General features: G+C 72.5%; 14 protein-coding genes. 2 read left to right on the top strand and 12 right to left on the bottom strand.

Annotated features, from left to right (window positions below; all coding sequences use genetic code 11):
* The first annotated feature begins 60 nt into the window (after positions 1-60).
* The gene (locus tag ABT171_RS20880) at positions 61-1,254 is read left to right on the top strand and encodes a glycosyltransferase (RefSeq protein WP_351246013.1); all 1,194 of its coding nucleotides are present in this window, start codon (positions 61-63) and stop codon (positions 1,252-1,254) included.
* Positions 1,255-1,271: 17 nt separating this feature from the next.
* Here ABT171_RS20880 and ABT171_RS20885 read toward each other — a convergent pair whose 3' ends face one another.
* From ABT171_RS20885 to pepN, 3 genes are all read right to left on the bottom strand, one after another.
* Complete coding sequence (locus ABT171_RS20885) at positions 1,272-2,075, bottom strand: SGNH/GDSL hydrolase family protein (protein WP_351245862.1); 804 nt, start codon at positions 2,073-2,075, stop codon at positions 1,272-1,274.
* A gap of 175 nt (positions 2,076-2,250) precedes the next feature.
* Positions 2,251-3,288, bottom strand: a complete 1,038-nt coding sequence (locus ABT171_RS20890; protein WP_351245864.1) for a hypothetical protein — start codon at positions 3,286-3,288, stop codon at positions 2,251-2,253.
* 207 nt (positions 3,289-3,495) lie between these two features.
* A complete protein-coding gene (gene pepN, locus ABT171_RS20895) occupies positions 3,496-6,081 on the bottom strand; it encodes an aminopeptidase N (RefSeq protein WP_351245866.1) in 2,586 nt (861 codons plus the stop codon).
* Positions 6,082-6,221: 140 nt separating this feature from the next.
* On the opposite strand from pepN, the gene ABT171_RS20900 reads away from it, so the two are divergent.
* Positions 6,222-6,872, top strand: coding sequence for a mycothiol-dependent nitroreductase Rv2466c family protein (locus ABT171_RS20900; protein ID WP_351245868.1), 651 nt, complete (start codon positions 6,222-6,224; stop codon positions 6,870-6,872).
* Positions 6,873-6,926: 54 nt separating this feature from the next.
* Here the strand turns inward: ABT171_RS20900 and ABT171_RS20905 are convergent, their stop codons facing one another.
* From ABT171_RS20905 to ABT171_RS20945, 9 genes are all read right to left on the bottom strand, one after another.
* Positions 6,927-7,565 (bottom strand): response regulator, encoded by a 639-nt coding sequence (locus tag ABT171_RS20905; protein ID WP_351245870.1) that lies wholly within the window; start codon positions 7,563-7,565, stop codon positions 6,927-6,929.
* On the bottom strand, positions 7,562-8,734 hold the full coding sequence (locus ABT171_RS20910; protein ID WP_351245872.1) for a sensor histidine kinase: 1,173 nt from the start codon (positions 8,732-8,734) through the stop codon (positions 7,562-7,564). Before ABT171_RS20910 ends, ABT171_RS20905 begins: the two co-directional genes overlap by 4 nt.
* A 5-nt stretch (positions 8,735-8,739) precedes the next feature.
* Positions 8,740-10,959: an MMPL family transporter gene (locus tag ABT171_RS20915; RefSeq protein ID WP_351245874.1), complete on the bottom strand. Its 2,220-nt coding sequence runs from the start codon at positions 10,957-10,959 to the stop codon at positions 8,740-8,742.
* 168 nt (positions 10,960-11,127) lie between these two features.
* Positions 11,128-12,516, bottom strand: coding sequence for an amino acid permease (locus tag ABT171_RS20920; RefSeq protein WP_351245876.1), 1,389 nt, complete (start codon positions 12,514-12,516; stop codon positions 11,128-11,130).
* A gap of 120 nt (positions 12,517-12,636) precedes the next feature.
* The gene (locus ABT171_RS20925) at positions 12,637-13,527 is read right to left on the bottom strand and encodes a TauD/TfdA dioxygenase family protein (RefSeq protein ID WP_351245878.1); all 891 of its coding nucleotides are present in this window, start codon (positions 13,525-13,527) and stop codon (positions 12,637-12,639) included.
* Positions 13,528-13,538: 11 nt separating this feature from the next.
* Positions 13,539-14,876, bottom strand: coding sequence for an LLM class flavin-dependent oxidoreductase (locus ABT171_RS20930; protein WP_351245880.1), 1,338 nt, complete (start codon positions 14,874-14,876; stop codon positions 13,539-13,541).
* Positions 14,873-15,607 carry an ABC transporter ATP-binding protein gene (locus ABT171_RS20935; protein WP_351245882.1) on the bottom strand — a complete coding sequence of 245 codons (735 nt, stop codon included), beginning with the start codon at positions 15,605-15,607 and terminating at the stop codon, positions 14,873-14,875. Before ABT171_RS20935 ends, ABT171_RS20930 begins: the two co-directional genes overlap by 4 nt.
* The gene (locus ABT171_RS20940; RefSeq protein WP_351245884.1) at positions 15,583-16,431 is read right to left on the bottom strand and encodes an ABC transporter permease; all 849 of its coding nucleotides are present in this window, start codon (positions 16,429-16,431) and stop codon (positions 15,583-15,585) included. Before ABT171_RS20940 ends, ABT171_RS20935 begins: the two co-directional genes overlap by 25 nt.
* Positions 16,428-17,468 (bottom strand): ABC transporter substrate-binding protein, encoded by a 1,041-nt coding sequence (locus ABT171_RS20945; RefSeq protein WP_351245886.1) that lies wholly within the window; start codon positions 17,466-17,468, stop codon positions 16,428-16,430. The genes ABT171_RS20940 and ABT171_RS20945 overlap by 4 nt, the downstream gene beginning before the upstream one ends.
* Between the last annotated feature and the right edge of the window lie 85 nt (positions 17,469-17,553).

A 17,553-nucleotide genomic window follows, 5' to 3' on the forward strand; every position in this document is an offset into this window, starting at 1 on the left:
GATCTTCTCGATCATTTATGCAAGGCGGGTGGTCACGTGCGGCAGCGGCACGGACTGCGGGTGCTGTCGGTCTACGAGGGCTTCTTCTCCGGAGGAGCCCGGATCGTGCACAGCGACGTCATACGGGGACTGGCCGAGGGCGGCCAGTCCCACCAGGTACTCAGCATCCACGGCGAGGTCCGGCGCGAGGCCACCCGGCAGCGCATGGAGGACGACGCCTGCTACCGGGCGCTGACCGCCGACGGCATCGGCGTCACCTCGCTCGGCCGCAGCGCCGGCCTGGTGGACGGGGCGCTCGCGGCGAACGATTTCAGCGGCCCCGAGATGGCCGAAACGGCTCGGGCGATGGCCGGGGCCGATGTGATCCTCTCCCTGAAGGAACAGCCGCTGGCCCTGCTGAACCAGGCCGGCCTGCCCCGCCGTCCGGTCGTGGTCTGCCTGCACCGCTCGGACCCGGAGAACCAGGGCCCGGCCCTGGACGAGCTGAAGGCCGCCATCGCCGACGGCACGGTGGCCGCGTGCGTGTGCTGCGCCGAGTCCACCCGGGCCGCCTATGAGGCCGCCGGCATCCCGGGCCGGCTGCTGCACGTCATCCCCAACGGCGTCGACCTGCTCCGCTTCCGCCCGGACGCGGCGGCCCGGCAGGCGTTCCGCGCGTCGCTGGGCATCCCGGCCGCCGCACCGGTGGTCGTCTTCGCGGCCCGCTACGCCCCGATGAAGAACATCCCGCTCCTGCTGCGCGCCGCCCGCGCCTGGCTCGCCCGCGAGCCCGAGGGCCGGGTCCTGATGTGCGGCGCCGGCATGAACGACACCAACCCGGCCCTGTGGGCCGACATCGAGATCGCGTTCGGCGCGGACCGGCACCTCGCGGAGCGGATCCGCCTGCTCGGCGTACGCCGCGACATGGAGACCGTCTACGCCGGCGCCGACGTCGTCGCGCTGACCTCCGCCTCGGGGGAGGCGGCGCCGCTGTGCCTGATCGAGGGCATGATGTGCGGCGCCGTGCCCGTGACGACGGACGTGGGCGACAGCGCGGAGATCGTCCGGGGCCACGGTTTCGTGACCCCGCAGGACCCGGACGCCATCGCCCTGGCCTGGGCGGCGGCGGTCGCCGATCGCGCCGGCCTCGCCCCGGCCCTGGCGGCGAGCCGCGAGCGCTTCAGCCGTACGCGCATGATCGCGGCGTACGCCGCACTGCTGGACGGCGTCCACACCGGCACCGTGCACCTGCCGACGCTGCCCGGACCGCTCTAGGGACGCCCCGGGCCCGGTCACGACACCCGGGTGAGGGCCGGGAGGTAGCCGAGGGACTGGCCCGGTGCTGTGGGGTGGTACGACTCGGTGATCGCCGGCACGTCGACGCCGTGCAGCCAGGGGCTGGCCGAGCAGATCTCGTGGCCGGCGAAGGCGGCGGTGACGTCGGCGAACGTGAAGCCGTGGGCGGCGGCGCCCCTGGCGATCACCTCGTTGAGGTGGTCCACGGCGTCGTTGACGGCGGCGCGGTCCCTGTCCGCGAGGCCCAGACGGCAGGTGCCCCTCAGGTGGTACAGGTGCGGATAGCCCAGCACCACGACGTGGGCGGCGGGCGCCCGGTTTCCGATCGCGGTGTACAGACGGTCGAGGTCGCGTGCGAGCGTCCGGTCCATCGCGGTACGGGCGCGGGAGACGGCGGCCCGGCACCGGGTGTCGCCGCCCAGCGCGCAGGTCGTCATGACCGCGGCGAAGCCCGAGTCGCTGCCGCCTGCGGTGAGGGTGACCAGGCCGGTGCGCGCGCTGAGGTGGCCGAGCTGGTCGGCGAGGACGTCGGTCGTCCGGGCGCCGTTGCAGGCGGCGAAGGTGAACGACGACGGCGCGTGGGCCTCGGCCCACAGCACCGGGTACGCCCGGGCGCTGCGCTTGCACTCCTTGCCGGAGGACAGGTAGTCGCCGGCTCCGACGCCGGCCGAATAGGAGTCGCCGAGGGCCACGTAGCCGGTGGGCGCGAGTGCCACGTCCGCCGTCGCGGGGTCGGCGAAGGCGCAGGCAGCCGCCAGGAGGAGGGAGCAGGCACCCGCCGCTGTTCGGGACTGTCTCATGAGTCCCCTCCTATCGCGGGCCCGCCCGGGCCCGCCCGCCGTGCTCGTCCGTTCCGGTGACCCCCCACCCGGTCGGCGCAGCAGAAGTCGCGGACGGGGGCACGCACGAGGAGGGGCCGCCGGTTGCGGCCCGGCGGCCCCTCCTCTCCCCTCCTGGTGTCCTCCCCGGCCGTCACTACCGGGGAAGCACCACGACATAGGCGGCCGGGTCGCGGTCGGCCGACGCCATCAGAGCAGTACGGACCACCGCGGCCTGCTGTTCCATCCCGTCCCGCAGCTTCCTCGGGGTGATGTACACGACCGTGATCCCCAGGCGTTCCAGGTGTTCGCGCTTGCGGGCGTACTCCGACCACAGCGCGTCGTCGTCCTGCCGGGGGGCCCGGGTGTCCAGCTCCACCGCCACCGCCTGGTCGGGCCAGTACGCGTCCACGCCGCCGAGGTGCGGGCCGCCGGGCAGGCGCAGGTCGACGTTCCAGACCGGGTCGGGCAGCCCGTACTCGGCGACCATCCGGTACAGCCGGTCCTCGGCGATCGCGCGGCCCTCCGCCACGAGCGCGTCGACCGCGTCCACCACGTGCGGGCGGTTCAGCAGCTTGGCGTGGCTCAACTCCCGTACGACCGCAGCGGGTTCGCAGTGGCCGCCGCGTACCGCCTCGGTCAGCAGCCGCCGTACCGCCTGGGCGTCCGTCAGTTCCGCCACCGCGTCCGCCAGCGCCCGCGGCACCGGCGCCACCGGCAGTCCCGTCACCGACCTGGGCCTGGGCAGCGTGGGGGTGCGCAGGACCCGGACGAAGCCCGTGGAACGCAGCCGGCGCAGCCGCGGGACCAGGACGTCGACGCGGTCCAGGGAGAGCAGCGGCGGGGTGGCCGAGAAGCCGTGGAGGGTGAGGGCGGCCAGGCCCGTGATCATCGCCTCCGCGTAGACCGGGCGGTGCGGTTCCTCCGCCGTCGGCTGGGCCGGGACGCCCGGCGTGGACTCGCGGGCCGCGTACAGCAGCGCCCCGTGCAGACGCTCCTCGCTCGTCGGCGGTCCGGGGTGCAGCAGGACCACGTTCGGCAGCAGCAGCTGCCAGGGGCCGCCGGGGCGGCACTGCTCGGTCAGTTCGGCCGTCGTCACGCCGTGGGCACGGAGCTGAGCCGCCGTCAGGACGCGGCGGTGGACCTCGGAGAGGTGGCGGAGGGGCCGGGGGGAGAGCGGGGTGTTGTGCGTCATGGCGTCGAAGTTCCCGCGCCGGGTGCCCGCTTTAACCGTTGTTACAAGCCCGTCGAGAAATACGGACAAGGTGGGACTAAAGGTCAGGTGTTCGGGTGCCGAGTAGGGAAGCAAAACCCCTGGTCCGATCGGGTGCGGACCAGGGGTTACGGCTATTCTTGCCCGAATTTCGTAACGGTCACCGGCCGGGAAAGCCCAGGCCAATGCTCAACGGCCGGCGGCCGCCGCGTCGCACTCCTGTGCGCGCAGCGCCCGCGCCAGGTCGTCCCGGGCCTCCAGGACCAGCCGGCGCAGCGCCGGCGCCGTGTCCCGGTGCGCGTCCAGCCACGCGTCCGTCGCCCGAAGCGTCTCCGGACGGTCCTGGAGTGCCGGGAACAGACCCTGCACGACGTCCATGCCGATCTGGATCGACCGCTCCCGCCACAGCCGCTCGATCGCCGCGAAGTACTTCTCCGCGTACGGCGCGGTCAGCTCCCGCTGCGAGGGCTGGCCGAAGCCCGCGATCGTCGCCTCCACCAGGGCGTTGGAGAGGGCGTCGGACTCCACCACCTGCGCCCACGCCTGCGCCTTCACCGCGGCCGACGGACGGGCGGCCAGGCAGCGCACCTGGTGCCGCTTGCCGGACGCCGTGTCGTCCCGGGCCAGCTCGGCCGCCAGCACCGACTCGTCCGCCACCCCGTGCGCGGCCAGCGGCTCCAGGAACGCCCAGCGCAGCTCCTGGTCCACCTCCAGGCCCTCCACCGCCGACGTACCGTCCAGCAGCTCCCGCAGCAGCTTCAGGTCCGGCTCCGCGCAGGCCACGGACGCGAAGAACCGGGCCCAGGCCAGCTGGTGCTCGCTGCCCGCCCCGGCCGCCCGCAGCTCACGCAGCGCGCATTCCGCGAGCAGCTCACCGCCGGTCTCCCGCCACTCGGGCGCGGCATAGTGCACCAGCGCCGAGTTCGCCCACGTGTGCAGCATCTGCAGTACCCCGATGACGGACTCGCGGCCCGCGAACCGCAGCACCAGATCCACGAAGTCCCGCGCCGGCAGCAGCGCGTCCCGGGTCAGGTTCCACAGCGCCGACCAGCACAGGGCACGGGCCAGCGGGTCGGTCAGCGCGCCCAGGTGCTCCTTCAGCGTGGCCAGCGAGGTGTCGTCGAAGCGGATCTTGCAGTACGTCAGGTCGTCGTCGTTGACCAGGACCAGCTCCGGGGCCTCGGCACCCGCCAGGTCCGCGACGACCGTGCGCGGGCCCTCCACATCCGCCTCCACGCGGGCGTACCGCTCCAGCGCGCCTTCGGGCGTACGCCGGTACAGGCCCACCGCGACCCGGTGCGGACGCTCCGCGGGGTGCGATTCCGGCGCCTCCTGCAGCACCGCCAGCTCGGCCACCCGGCCCTGCGCGTCCAGCAGCACCTGCGGCGTCAGCGCGTTCACCCCGGCCGTCTGCAGCCAGGAGCCGGCCCACGCGCTCATGTCCCGGCCGCTGGTCTCGCCCAGCACCGCCAGCAGATCGCCCAGGCGCGTGTTGCCGTACGCGTGGCGCTTGAAGTAGCGGCGGGCGCCCTCCAGGAACGCGTCCTGGCCGACGTACGCCACCAGCTGCTTGAGCACCGAGGCGCCCTTGGCGTAGGTGATGCCGTCGAAGTTCAGCTTGGCGTCCTCCAGGTCGCGGATGTCCGCCGTGATCGGATGCGTCGACGGCAGCTGGTCCGCGCGGTACGCCCAGGCCTTGCGGCGGTTGGCGAAGGTGATCCACGCGTCCTTGAAGCGGGTCGCGCCGACGCATCCGAACGCGCCCATGAAGTCCGCGAAGGACTCCTTCAGCCACAGGTCGTCCCACCACTCCATGGTGACCAGGTCGCCGAACCACATGTGCGCCATCTCGTGCAGGATGACGTTGGCCCGGCCCTCGTACGACGCCTGCGTCACCTTCCCGCGGAAGATGAACTCCTCGCGGAAGGTCACCAGACCCGGGTTCTCCATCGCGCCCAGGTTGTACTCGGGCACGAACGCCTGGTCGTACTTCCCGAACGGGTACGGGTAGTCGAAGTGGTCGTGGAAGAAGTCCAGGCCCTGCTTGGTGATCAGGAAGACGTCGTCGGCGTCGAAGTGCGGGGCGAGCCCCTTGCGGCACATCGCGCCGAGCGGGATCTCCAGCTTCGTACCGTCCTCGAAGGTGCGGGTGTAGGAGTCGGTGACGTAGTGGTACGGGCCCGCCACCACACAGGTGATGTACGTCGGGATCGGCTTGGTCTCCTCGAACCGCCAGACTCCGTCGGCCCGTTCACCCGCGCCGTTGCTCCACACCGTCCAGCCCTCCGGCGCCCGCACCTCGAAGCGGTACGGCGCCTTCAGGTCCGGCTGCTCGAAGTTGGCGAAGACCCGGCGGGCGTCGGCCGGCTCGTACTGGGTGTAGAGGTAGACCTCGCCGTCCTCGGGGTCGACGAAGCGGTGCATGCCCTCGCCGGTGCGGGAGTAGGCGCACTGGGCGTCCACCACCAGCTCGTTCTCCGCGGCCAGGTCCTCCAGCGTGATCCGCGAGCCGTCGAAGACCTCGCCCGGGTCCAGGTCACGGCCGTTCAGCGACACGGCGGTCACGCTCGGCGCGATCAGATCGGCGAAGCTCGCCGCGCCCGGCTCGCTGCAGCGGAAGCGGATCGTGGTCACCGAGCGGAACGTGCGCGGCTGCCCGCCCCCGTCGCCGTCGCCGACGGCGGACCTGAGGTCCAGGGACACGTCGTACCCGTCGACGGACAGCAGAGCGGCCCGCTCCCGGGCCTCGTCGCGGGACAGATTCTCACCGGGCACGGGCGGCACTCCCTCGTGATCACGTGACTGACGGCTGAACAGGACCGATCTTCCCATGTGCCCCTGACGAGAGGCAGCAGGGAATGCGGGGCGGGAGGTCGTCGTTGACGGCTGAAAAGAGTCTTTCGCTGAGGAGAACCATGTCCGAGACCGGCAAGACCCCCGTCGACTTCTGGTTCGACCCGCTGTGCCCCTGGGCGTGGATGACGTCCCGCTGGGTGCTGGAGGTGGAGAAGGTCCGCGACATCGAGGTCCGCTGGCACATCATGAGCCTCGCCGTCCTCAACGAGAACAAGCTGGACGAGCTGCCCGAGCAGTACCGGGAGATGCTCGCCACCAAGGCCTGGCAGCCGGTCCGCGTGGTCACCGCCGCCTGGCAGAAGCACGGCGCGGACGTCCTCGGCCCGCTGTACACCGCGCTCGGCACCCGCATCCACAACAACGGCGAGGGCCCGACCCTGGAGGCCGTCGCCGGGGCCCTCGCGGACGTCGGCCTGCCCGCCGACCTCATCGACTACGCCGAGCAGCAGCCCTTCGAGTTCGACGCCCAGCTGCGCGCCTCCCACAAGGAGGGCATCGAGAAGGTCGGCCAGGAGGTCGGCACCCCGGTCATCGCGGTGCCGGGCCCCGGCGGCGAGGAGATCGCCTTCTTCGGCCCGGTCGTCACCCCCGCCCCGAAGGGCGAGGAGGCGGCCCGCCTCTGGGACGGCACGCTCGCGGTCGCCTCGGTGCCGGGCTTCTACGAGCTCAAGCGGACGCGGACCGCAGGCCCGGATTTCAGCAACCTGTAGGCGTACGACGGGCCCGGCGGTCGGCGCCGGGCCCTTTCCCGCGCCCGGGAACCCCTACGGCCTGCCCAGCAGCCCCCGCTCCATCGCGACGACCACCGCCCGCGTCCGGTCGTTGACGTCCAGCTTGGCGAACAGGCGCAGCAGATGCGTTTTGACGGTGGCCTCGGAGATGACGAGGCGGCGGCCGATCTCGGCGTTGGTGAGTCCGTCGGCCACCGCGGTCAGCACATCGGTCTCGCGGGCGGTGAGCGGATCGTGGACCGGGCGCCGCATGCGGGCGACCAGCTTCTCCGCCACCCGGGGCGCGAGCACGGTCTCGCCGCGCGCGGCCGAGCGGATCGCGTCGACCAGCTGCTCGCGGGTGGTGTCCTTGAGCAGGTAGCCGATGGCGCCCGCCTCGACACCCCGCTCGATGTCGGCGTCGGTGTCGTACGTGGTGAGGATCAGCACCCGGGTGCGGGCGTGACGGGCGACGATCCCGGCGGTCGTCGCGACACCGTCCAGCACCGGCATGCGCAGGTCGACCAGGGCCACGTCCGGGTCGAGGCGGGCGACCAGCCCGAGGGCGGCCCGGCCGTCGCCCGCCTCGCCGACGACCTCGATGTCCGCCTCCCCGTCCAGCAGGGCGATCACCCCGGCCCGCATCACGGTGTGATCGTCCACCACGACGATCCGGAGTCTGTCCCCGGTCATGCCGCTCCCTCCACCGGGATCACCGCGAGGATCCTGGTCCCGTCCCCGACCGAGCTGGTCACCGTGAGCCGCCCGCCGAGTTCGGCGAGCCGTTTGCGCATCCCGTCGAGGCCGAAGCCGGTGGACGCCTCGACCGCGAATCCCGTGCCGTCGTCCGTGACCTCCAGCTCCACGCCGTACGGACGCCGGGCCAGCACCACCCCGACCGCCGAGGCGCGGGCGTGCTTGCGCACGTTCGCCAGGGACTCCTGGGCGCAGCGCAGCAGCGCGACCCGGGTCTGCTGGTCGCAGTCCAGATCGGCCAGCTCGGCGGCCACGCTCAGCCCGGTGTCCTCGGCGAACCGGTCCACGATCCGCCGCAGGGTCTGCGCCACCGAGCCGGCGTGCGCTCCGCCCGGCGGCCGGCCCGAGCCGACCAGCTCCCTGGCCTCCGCCAGGTTCTCCCGGGCGGTCGTCTCGATCGACACCAGCTGCCGGGCGGAGCGCCCGGGGTCGGTGGTGAGCCCGGCGCGGGCCGCCTCGGCCAGCACCACGATCGAGGCGAAGCCCTGCGCGAGCGTGTCGTGGATCTCCCGCGCCATCCGCTCCCGTTCCTCCGCCGCGCCCTGCCGCAGATGCGCCTCGGCCAGCTCCGCCTGGGTGCGCTCCAACTCCTCGATCAGCCGCGCGCGTTCGCTGCTCTGCTCGACCACCGCGCGGGCCCACAGCCCGATCAGGACGCCGACCGAGACCACGATCAGCGTGCCCACGACCGACTCGCCGAAGAACTTGCCGGACCAGCCCTGCCGCACCCAGCTGCCCACCAGCGTTCCGGCGGTGGCCAGTCCCAGGAAGGCGAGGGAGATCCTGGGGGTGCGGCCGAACATCCAGTAGTGCGGCAGCGTGACCATGAACAGGGCCGCGTAACTGGTCCCCAGGTAGGCGAGACCGGTGAGGGCGATCACCAGCACCGCGAGGTACCCGTGCGGTCGTACGACGGGACGGCCGGGGCAGCGGACCAGCGCGGCGAAGCCCAGGGCCACGCTGCCCAGCAGGGCGAGGGCCGCGTACCGGTCGGCGCCGTGACCCAGGGCCGTGATCCCCACCGCCATCGCGGCGAACAGGACCCAGCACACCGCGTTCCAGCGGCGCAGCGAGGTCGCCCACAGGGCGTCGGCGGTCGTGGTCATGGCTGTCAACCTACGTCCACCAGGGCGGAGTTCGTGACGGTGGTGGTGGTCCGCGCGGGCCGCACCGGCCACCAGGCGCGCTCGCCGAGCAGCAGCAGGGCCGCCGGCAGGATCAGCACGCGCACCACGAAGGCGTCCAGCAGGACGGCCGCGGCGAGCACGAAACCGATCTGCTTCATCTCGATGAGGTGCAGGAAGACGAAGCTCACGAAGACGGTCGTCATGATCACGGCCGCGCTGGTCACCACGCTCGCCGAACGCCGGACGCCCTCGACGACGGCCTGCCGGGTGGGTGTGCCGGCGAGCACCGCCTCCCGGATCCGGCTCACCACGAAGACCTGGTAGTCCATCGACAGGCCGAAGAGGATCACGAAGAGGAACAGCGGCACCCGGGAACCGATGGACCCCGTGGAGCGGAAGTGCAGCAGCCCCTCCGCCCAGGTGTGCTGGAAGACCAGCACGAGCAGGCCGAGCGAGGCCGCCGCCGACAGCAGGTTCAGTGCGACACCGAGCAGACCGAGCACGACCGAGCGGAACGCGTACAGCGTCATCACGAAGGTCACCAGCAGCAGCGCGCCGATGACCAGGGGCAGTTTGCCCTCCTGGTGGGCCGGATGGTCGGTGTAGCGGGCCACGTCGCCGCTCACGCCGTACCGCGCGCCGGCGACCTTGCCGACGGTGGCGGGCAGGTAGTCGTGCCGCAGGTGCTCCAGCGAGTCGCGCGCCTGCGGGGAGTCGCCCAGGTAGGGCACCCGCAGTTCCAGGGTGCTGGTCCGGTGGTCGGCGGCGGTGCGGACGCGGGCGTAGCCGGTGAACAGCGGGTCGGCGGCGGCCCGGCGGGCCAGGGCGCGCAGTTCCTCGGTGACCTGGGCGGACCGCGCGGCGGGGGCCTGTACGACGACCTGGTGGGTGACCCGGCGCTCCGGGAACTCCGCGTTGAGGCGGTCGTACACCCGCATGGCGGGGATCGCGCGGGAGTGGGTGTCCCGGCTCATCTCGGTGATCTTCAGGCCGGTCAGCGGAAGGACGAGAGCGAGCAGGGCGAGGGACGAGCAGCACAGGGTGGCGAGCGGATGCCGGGCGGCGGGGCGCAGCAGCGCGGACCAGAACCGGCCGTCGCCCCGGCCCCGAAGGCGCCGGGAGGGCCTGCCGTGCCCCGCCTTCCCCCATGCTCGGCTTCGCTCGCGCGGGGGGACCCCCATGCGCGCCCTGCGCTCGGCCCGCCTGCCCAGCACGGTCAGCAGCGCGGGCAGCGCGGTCAGCGAGCTGGCCACCGCGACCAGCACGACCACGACCGTGCCGGTGGCGAGCGAGGAGAAGATCACGTCCGAGGCCAGGTACAGCGTGGCGGTGGAGGCGGCCACCGCCAGCCCGGACACCACCACGGCCCGCCCGGACGTGGCCGCCGCCAGCTCCACCAGCGCCTCGGTGCCCAGCCGGCCACCGGAGCGGGCCCGCTCCTCGCGCTCCCGCTTCAGGTAGAAGAGCGTGTAGTCGACGCCGACCGCGAGGCCGATCATGAGGATGACGTTCTTGCCGACTCCGGCGTCCGGGGTGAGATGCGAGGCGACCATCGCCAGCCCGATGGCCGCCGCGATCGACGACAGCGCGAGCAGCAGCGGTACGGCGGCCATGGTGAGCGAGCCGAACACGATCAGCAGGGTGACGAGGGTGACGGGCAGGCTGATCTTCTCGGAGAGGGCCAGGTCGTCGTCGCGCTGCTGGTCGACCCCCTTGCTGACGGAGGCGGCGCCGGTCTCCTGCACCAGCAGCCCGGGGTGCGCCCGCTGGACCGCCCGGGTCTGCGCGAGCAGCGCGCCGACCTTGGCGTCGGCCTCCAGCTCCTCGCCCCTGAGGGACACCTCGACCATGAGGACGCCCCCGTCGGAGGACCGCACCGGGGCGGCCACCTCCGCGACCTCGGGCAGCTGTCGCATGCGTCCGGTCAGCTCACGCGCGGCGGAGGCGGCGGGTCCCTCGTCCAGGGCGCCGACGCGGGAGGAGATCAGGATCTGTTCGGTGGACAGGCGGTCCAGGTGCCCCTCGGCGGCCATGGCCTCGGCCCGCCCGGCCTCGCCCACCCGGTAGTCGGCGGTCTTCGCGCTGCGGGTGCCCACGGCGCTGCCGACGCCCAGGCACAGCGCCAGGAAGAGCAGCCAGCCGACGAGCGCCCGCCAGGGGTGCCCGGCGCTCCAGCGTGCCATGCGCACGGTCAGTGAGTTCATGCCCGAAAGCCTTGCCGAGCAGGGCGTTCGGCGGACACGGGTGCCCGGTGGAACTTCGGGTCGGCCGTTCGGTGGACCCTTGGGGTGGGGAAGACCCCCGCAACAGGAGTGGGGGCAGCGGAAAGGCCCCCACGTCGCACGTGGGGGCCTCGGCGGAGCCGGCCGGGGTCAGCGCCGGGCGCGCGCCCGCTGCCAGGCGTAGCCGACCGCCGCCAGGAGCAGGGTCATGGCGCCGGTGGAGTACAGCTGGACCCGGGTGTCCTGCTCGCGGGCCATCAGGGCGAAGATCGCGACCATGCCGGCCAGCGCGACCCAGGTCAGCCAGGGGAACGCCCACATGCGCACGACCAGCTTCTCGGGGGCGTCGCGCTCGATGCGGCGGCGCAGCAGCAGCTGGGAGACGGCGATGAACATCCAGACGACCAGGATGACCGCGCCGATCATGTTCAGCAGCCACTTGAACACGTCGTCCGGCCGCCAGTAGCTGAGCAGCACGCAGACGAAGCCCAGCACGCAGGAGGTCAGGACGGCGGTCCTGGGGACCCCGCCGGAGAGCTTCGCCAGCACCTTCGGGCCCTGGCCGCGCTCGACCAGCGAGTAGGCGATGCGCGAGGAGCCGTAGATGTTGGCGTTCATCGCGGAGAGCAGGGCGACCAGGACGACCACGTTCATCAGCTGACCGGCGCCGGGGATGCCGAGGTGGTCCAGCGTGGCGACGTAGGGGCCCTTCGCCACGACCTCCTTGGAGTCCCACGGGACCAGGGTGACCACGACCGCCATGGAGCCGATGTAGAAGAGGGCGATGCGCCACATCGCCGTACGGACGGCGGAGGCCACGCCCTTGACCGGGTTCTCCGACTCGGCCGCCGCGATGGTGACCGTCTCCAGGCCGCCGTAGGCGAAGACGGAGGCGAGCAGGCCGATGATCAGGCCGTTGCCGCCGTGCGGCAGGAAGTGGCTCAGGTGCGCGGTGCCGGGGGCGTCCGTGCCGGGCAGCACGCCCGCGATCGCCAGCACGCCCAGGATCAGGAAGAGGGAGATCGCGCCGACCTTCAGCGCGGCGAACCAGAACTCGAACTCGCCGAAGTTCTTCACGGCGGCCAGGTTCGTGCCGCAGAAGACGACCATGAACAGCGCCACCCAGAGCCACTCGGGGGTGCCGGGCAGCCAGCCGGAGACGATGTGCGCGGCGCCGATGCCCTCCAGGCCGACGGCCGTGCACAGCAGCACCCAGAACGACCAGCCGGCGGCGAAGCCCGCCCAGGGGCCGATCGCCCGCTCGGCGTGCGCCGAGAAGGAGCCGGACGACGGGTAGGCGGCGGACATCTCGCCGAGCATCCGCATCACGAGCATCACGAGGAGGCCGGAGAGCGTGTAGGCGACGACGATCGACGGGCCGGCGGCGGCGATGCCCGCGCCGGAGCCGACGAACAGACCCGCGCCGATCACCCCGCCGAGGGCGATCATCGACAGATGGCGCTGTTTGAGGCCGTGCGAGAGGGAGCCGCCGTCCCGTTGCTCCGGCGGTGTCTCCGTGGTCGTGCTGCTGGTGGGCATGGGTGCGGCTCCCCCGTGCAATGGGCGGGCAAAAACCCCGCCAGTCTGGGCGGCCCGTCCGCTGCCGCGAAGGGGCTGCCCAGTATCCGGACACCTGCCGTGCGCAGGGTGATCGAACGGTTACGCGGCGACCGGTGTGTAGTGCGAGGCGTCGCCCTCGATCGCGTAGCTCTCCTTGCCCTCGATGCCGGCCGGGACGTCACCGGCGACGGTCACCCGGTGCAGGCGGCGCGGCCGGCCGTCGTAGTTGTCGATGGCGTAGTGCTGGGTGATCCGGTTGTCGAAGAGGACGAGCTCCCGCTCCGCCCAGCGGTGGCGCAGGATGTTCTCCGGGCGGGTCACATACGCCTGGAGCAGGTCCAGGATCCTGCGGGACTCGCCGGCGGACAGGCCCACGATCCGCTGCGCGAACCCGCCGATGAACAGCCCGCGCTCGCCGGTCAGCGGATGCACCCGGACCACCGGGTGGGCGGTGCGGTACTTGATGGAGGTGAACTGGGCGCGCTGGGCGGCCTGCTCCTCGTCGATCTCCTCGTCCGGTACGGCGTAGTCGTAGTCGTTGGTGTGCTCGGCCCACAGGGTGTCGGCGAGGCGGCGCAGCGGCTCGGGCAGGTCCCGGTAGGCGGCCGCCGCGTTCGCGATCAGGGTCTCGCCGCCGTACGGCGGGACGGTGATCGAGCGCAGGGTGCTGGCCTGCGGCGGGTTGAGGACGAAGGTGACGTCGGTGTGCCAGTGGTTGGCGCGGCCCCGCTCGCTGTCCACGGGCAGCACGTTCGGGGCGCCGTCCACCGCGCCGACCGTCGGATGGGCGGTGGTCAGGTCGCCGAAGTGGCGGGCGAAGGCCTGCTGGCCGGCGTCGTCCAGGTCGCCGGCGTCGAAGACGAGCGCCTTGTGGACGTTGAGGGCCTCGCGGATCGCGGCGACCTCCTCCGGGGCGAGCGGCCGGGTGATGTCGACGCCACGGACACGGGCGCCGATGCGTGCGGTGACCTTGGTGATCTCGATGGACATGGAGGTTCCTTTCAGGCGAACGCGGGGCTGAGGTACTGGTTGGCGGGGCGGGGGAGGCCGTAGCGCTCCCGGAGGGTCCGGCGCGGGCCGTAGGCGTCGCGGAACAGGCCGCGGGCGCGCAGCAGCGGTACGACGTGCTCGACGAACGCGTCCAGGCCGGAGGGCAGCACGGCCGGCATGACGTTGAAGCCGTCGGCCGCGCCCTGGGTGAACCAGGTCTCGATCTGGTCGGCGACCTGCTCGGGGGTGCCGGTGAAGGTGAGGTGGCCGCGCCCGCCGCCGAGCCGCGTGATCAGCTGCCGGACGGTGAGCCGCTCGCGCCGGGCCAGCTCCACGACGAGCGTGTAGCGGCTCTTGGCGCCCTCGACGGCGGACTCGGGCGGCAGGCCGGCGGGCAGCTGCTCGTCCAGCTCCAGTGTTCCCTCCGGGAGTTGCAGCAGGCTCTCCAGCCGCCCCACTCCGTGCTCGTACACGATGTGGTCCTCCAGCAGCTGTTCGGCCGCCCGCGCCGCCGCCTCCGTCGACCCGAGGACGGGCACGATCCCGGGCAGCACCTTGATGTGCTCGGGGTCGCGCCCGGCCCGCGCGGTGCGGGACTTGAGATCGGCGTAGAAGGCCTGGGCGCCGGCGAGGGTCTGCTGGGCGGTGAAGACCGACTCCGCGTACCGGGCGGCGAAGGCCCTGCCGTCCTCGCTCGACCCCGCCTGCACCAGGAGCGGGTAGCCCTGGGGTGTGCGGGGGACGTTGAGGGCGCCGGCGACGGCGAAGTACGTGCCCCGGTGCCGGGCCGGGTGGATCTTGCCGTCGTCGCCCCAGACACCGGCCGCCTTGTCGGCGACGACCGTGTCGTCCTCCCAGCTGTCCCACAGCTTGCGCACCACGTCGAGGAACTCGGCGGCACGGGCGTACCGCTCGGCGTGCGCGGGCTCCGCGTCGATCCCGAAGTTCCGGGCGGCCTCCGTGCCCGCCGTGGTGACGATGTTCCACCCGGCCCGGCCGCCGCTGATGATGTCCAGCGAGGCGAGCGTGCGGGCCAGGTTGTAGGGGGAGTTGTAGGACGTGGAGGCGGTGGCGATCAGGCCGATGTGCTCGGTGGCCGTCGCCAGCGCGGTCAGCAGGGTGAGCGGTTCCAGGGCGCCGGCCGGGCGCTGGGCGAGGTTGCTCCACAGCTGGGGGCCGTCGGCGAGGAAGAGCGAGTCGAAGGTGCCGCGCTCGGCGATCCGCGCGAGCCGCACGTAGTGCTGGAGATCGACGTGCGCGTACGGGTCGCTCTCCGGCAGCCGCCACGAGGCCTCGTGGTGTCCGGTGTTCATCAGGAACGCGTTGAGGTGCAGCTTTCTCTGTGTCACTGGTGGTCCTCCGTGACGCCCAGTGCGGCCAGCAGCCGCTCGCGGTACTCGCCCAGCACCGGCTCGCGGTAGGAGCGCGGGTGGGGACGGTCGATGGTCAGGTCGAGGCCGATGCGGCCCTGCTGCAGGACGAGGACGCGGTCGGCGAGCACGATCGCCTCGTCGACGTCGTGGGTGACCAGGAGCACGGACGGGCGGTGGCGCTGCCACAGGTCGCGCAGCAGGTGGTGCATCTTGATCCGGGTCAGCGCGTCCAGCGCGCCGAACGGCTCGTCCGCCAGCAGGAGTTCCGGTTCGCGGACCAGGGAGCGGGCGAGCGCGGCCCGCTGGGCCTCGCCGCCGGAGAGCTCGCCGGGCCAGGCCCGCTCGCGGCCCCCGAGGCCGACCTCCGTGAGGGCGGCACGGCCGCGTTCCTCGGCGTCCCTGCCGTCCAGGCCGAGGAGGACGTTGTCCAGGACCCGGCGCCACGGCAGCAGCCGGGAGTCCTGGAAGACCACCGAGACCCGCTCCGGCGCGGTGAGCCGCCCGCTGCCCGGCACTCCGTGGTCCAGGCCCGCGACCGCCCGCAGCAGGGTGGACTTGCCCGAGCCGCTGTGCCCGAGCAGGGCCGTGAACTGGCCGGCGGGCAGGTCGAGGTCGATGCCGTCGAGGACCGTACGGCCGGCGAAGGACCGGGTCAGGCCGCGCAGCCGGACGGCCGGCCGGGTCAGCTGCTGAGTGTGCGGCGCCACGACAGCACCCTCCGTTCGATCAGACGGACCACGCTGTCGGAGACCAGGCCGAAGACGCCGTAGACCAGCAGACCCACCAGGATGACGTCGGACTGGCCGTAGTTCTGCGCCTGGAACATCAGGTAGCCGAGCCCGCTGGTGGCGTTGATCTGCTCCAGCACCACCAGGCCGAGCCAGGAGCCGGTGACGCCGAGCCGGAGTCCCACGAAGAATCCGGGCAGCGCGCCGGGGATCACCACCTGGCGGACGAAGGCGAGCCGGGACAGGCCCTGCACCTCGGCGAGCTCGACATAGCGGCCGTCGATGCCGGACAGCGCGGCGTGCGTGTTCAGATAGACGGGGATGTAGACGACGATCGCGATGATGGCGATCTTGAAGGCTTCCCCGATGCCCAGCCACAGGATGAACAGCGGGATCAGGCCGAGGGTCGGGATCGCCCGGTTGAGCTGCACGGTCCCGTCGATCAGCGCCTCCCCGGTCCGGCTGAGCCCGGAGAGGAGCGCGAGCAGCACACCCGCGGCCAGGCCGATCGCGAAGCCGTACCCGGCCCGGGTCAGCGAGGTCAGGATGTCGCCGGCCAGCGTGCCGTCGGCCCACAGGTGACCGGCGGTCCTCAGCACCGTCCAGGGCGCCGGTACCGCACCGGTGTCGAGCGCTCCGGCGGCGGAGGCGGCGGCCCACAGGGCGAGGACGACGAGGGGGCCGGCCAGCCGGGCGGCGGGCAGCCGGCGGCCGGGGGACAGCCGGCGGCGCCGGCGGACCTGGGGCAGCTCCCGGGCCTGCGCCGCCGCGACGGCGGTCGTGGTGGTGGTCACGGCGCTCATTTGCGGTACTCCTCGGGTACGGCCTTGGCGGCGATCGACTCGAAGCGGCGGTCGAAGAGCGAGGAGACGTCGAACTTCTTCACGAATCCGCCGTCGGCGAGCAGATCGGCCGTCTCCTGCTCCCACGTGACCGCCTCGTCCCAACGGGGCGGGAACAGCGGCTTGTTGGCGAGCCGGGTGATGCCCTGTGCCTGCTGGAGGGTCAGGTTCTGCGTCTTGACGTAGAACTCCTCGTCCCACACGTCGGGGTGCTCGTACTGCCACACCTGGCCCTTGGCCCACTGCGGGATGTACGCGGCGATCGCGGCGGCCTTCGCGGGGTCGTTCAGCACGGACTGCGGGGCCCACAGCAGGTTGAGCAGGTCGACGACGTCGGTGTCGATGGCGCGGGCGCCGGCGGCCGCGTACTTCTGCAGATAGGCGGGGGCCTGGTTGATGGCGAGCGGGGCCACGTCGACCTGCCCGGACTGCAGGGCGGTGAAGAACTGGTTGCTGGTCAGCGGGACCAGCTTCACCTCGTCGTACGCCAGTCCCGCCTGCTTCAGCGCCCGCAGCAGGACGACCCCCTGCGCCTGCCCCTGGGAGAAGGCGAGCCGCTTGCCCTTGAAGTCACCGACCGCGCGGATGTCGCTGCCGGGTTTGGTGGCGAAGAGGTAGGTGGGCTTGCGGGTGAGGTCGATCGCCACGATCTTGGCGTCGAAGCCCTGGTAGTGCGCCTGGATCGGCGGGATGCCCGCGTTGTTGGAGAGGTCCAGGGACCCGGCGCGGAAGGCGTTGATGACATCCGGACCGGCACCGATGTTCAGCCAGTCCGACACCGTGAACGGCAGCGCGGGCAGCTTCGCCAGCTTGAACTGCAGCTGCTGCACGCCCTGGTAGGAGGCGATCTTCAGGCTGGTGCCGGCCGGGACCTTGCCGGCGAGCGGCTTGGTCGCGGCGCCGCCGGCGTCGGCGGAGGCGTCGCCCTTGGCGCAGCCGCTGAGGCCCACGGCGGCGGACGCGCCCAGCAGGGAGGCGAGAAAGACACGACGGTGCATGGGAGGACTCCCCGGAGGAAAGGAGGGGAAAGGCAGGCAGAATTCCGGAGCAGAAAACCGGAGGAAAGACAGAGCACGGAGCCGG

This window comes from Streptomyces sp. NPDC001851 (assembly GCF_040297165.1).
GTDB lineage: Bacteria > Actinomycetota > Actinomycetes > Streptomycetales > Streptomycetaceae > Streptomyces.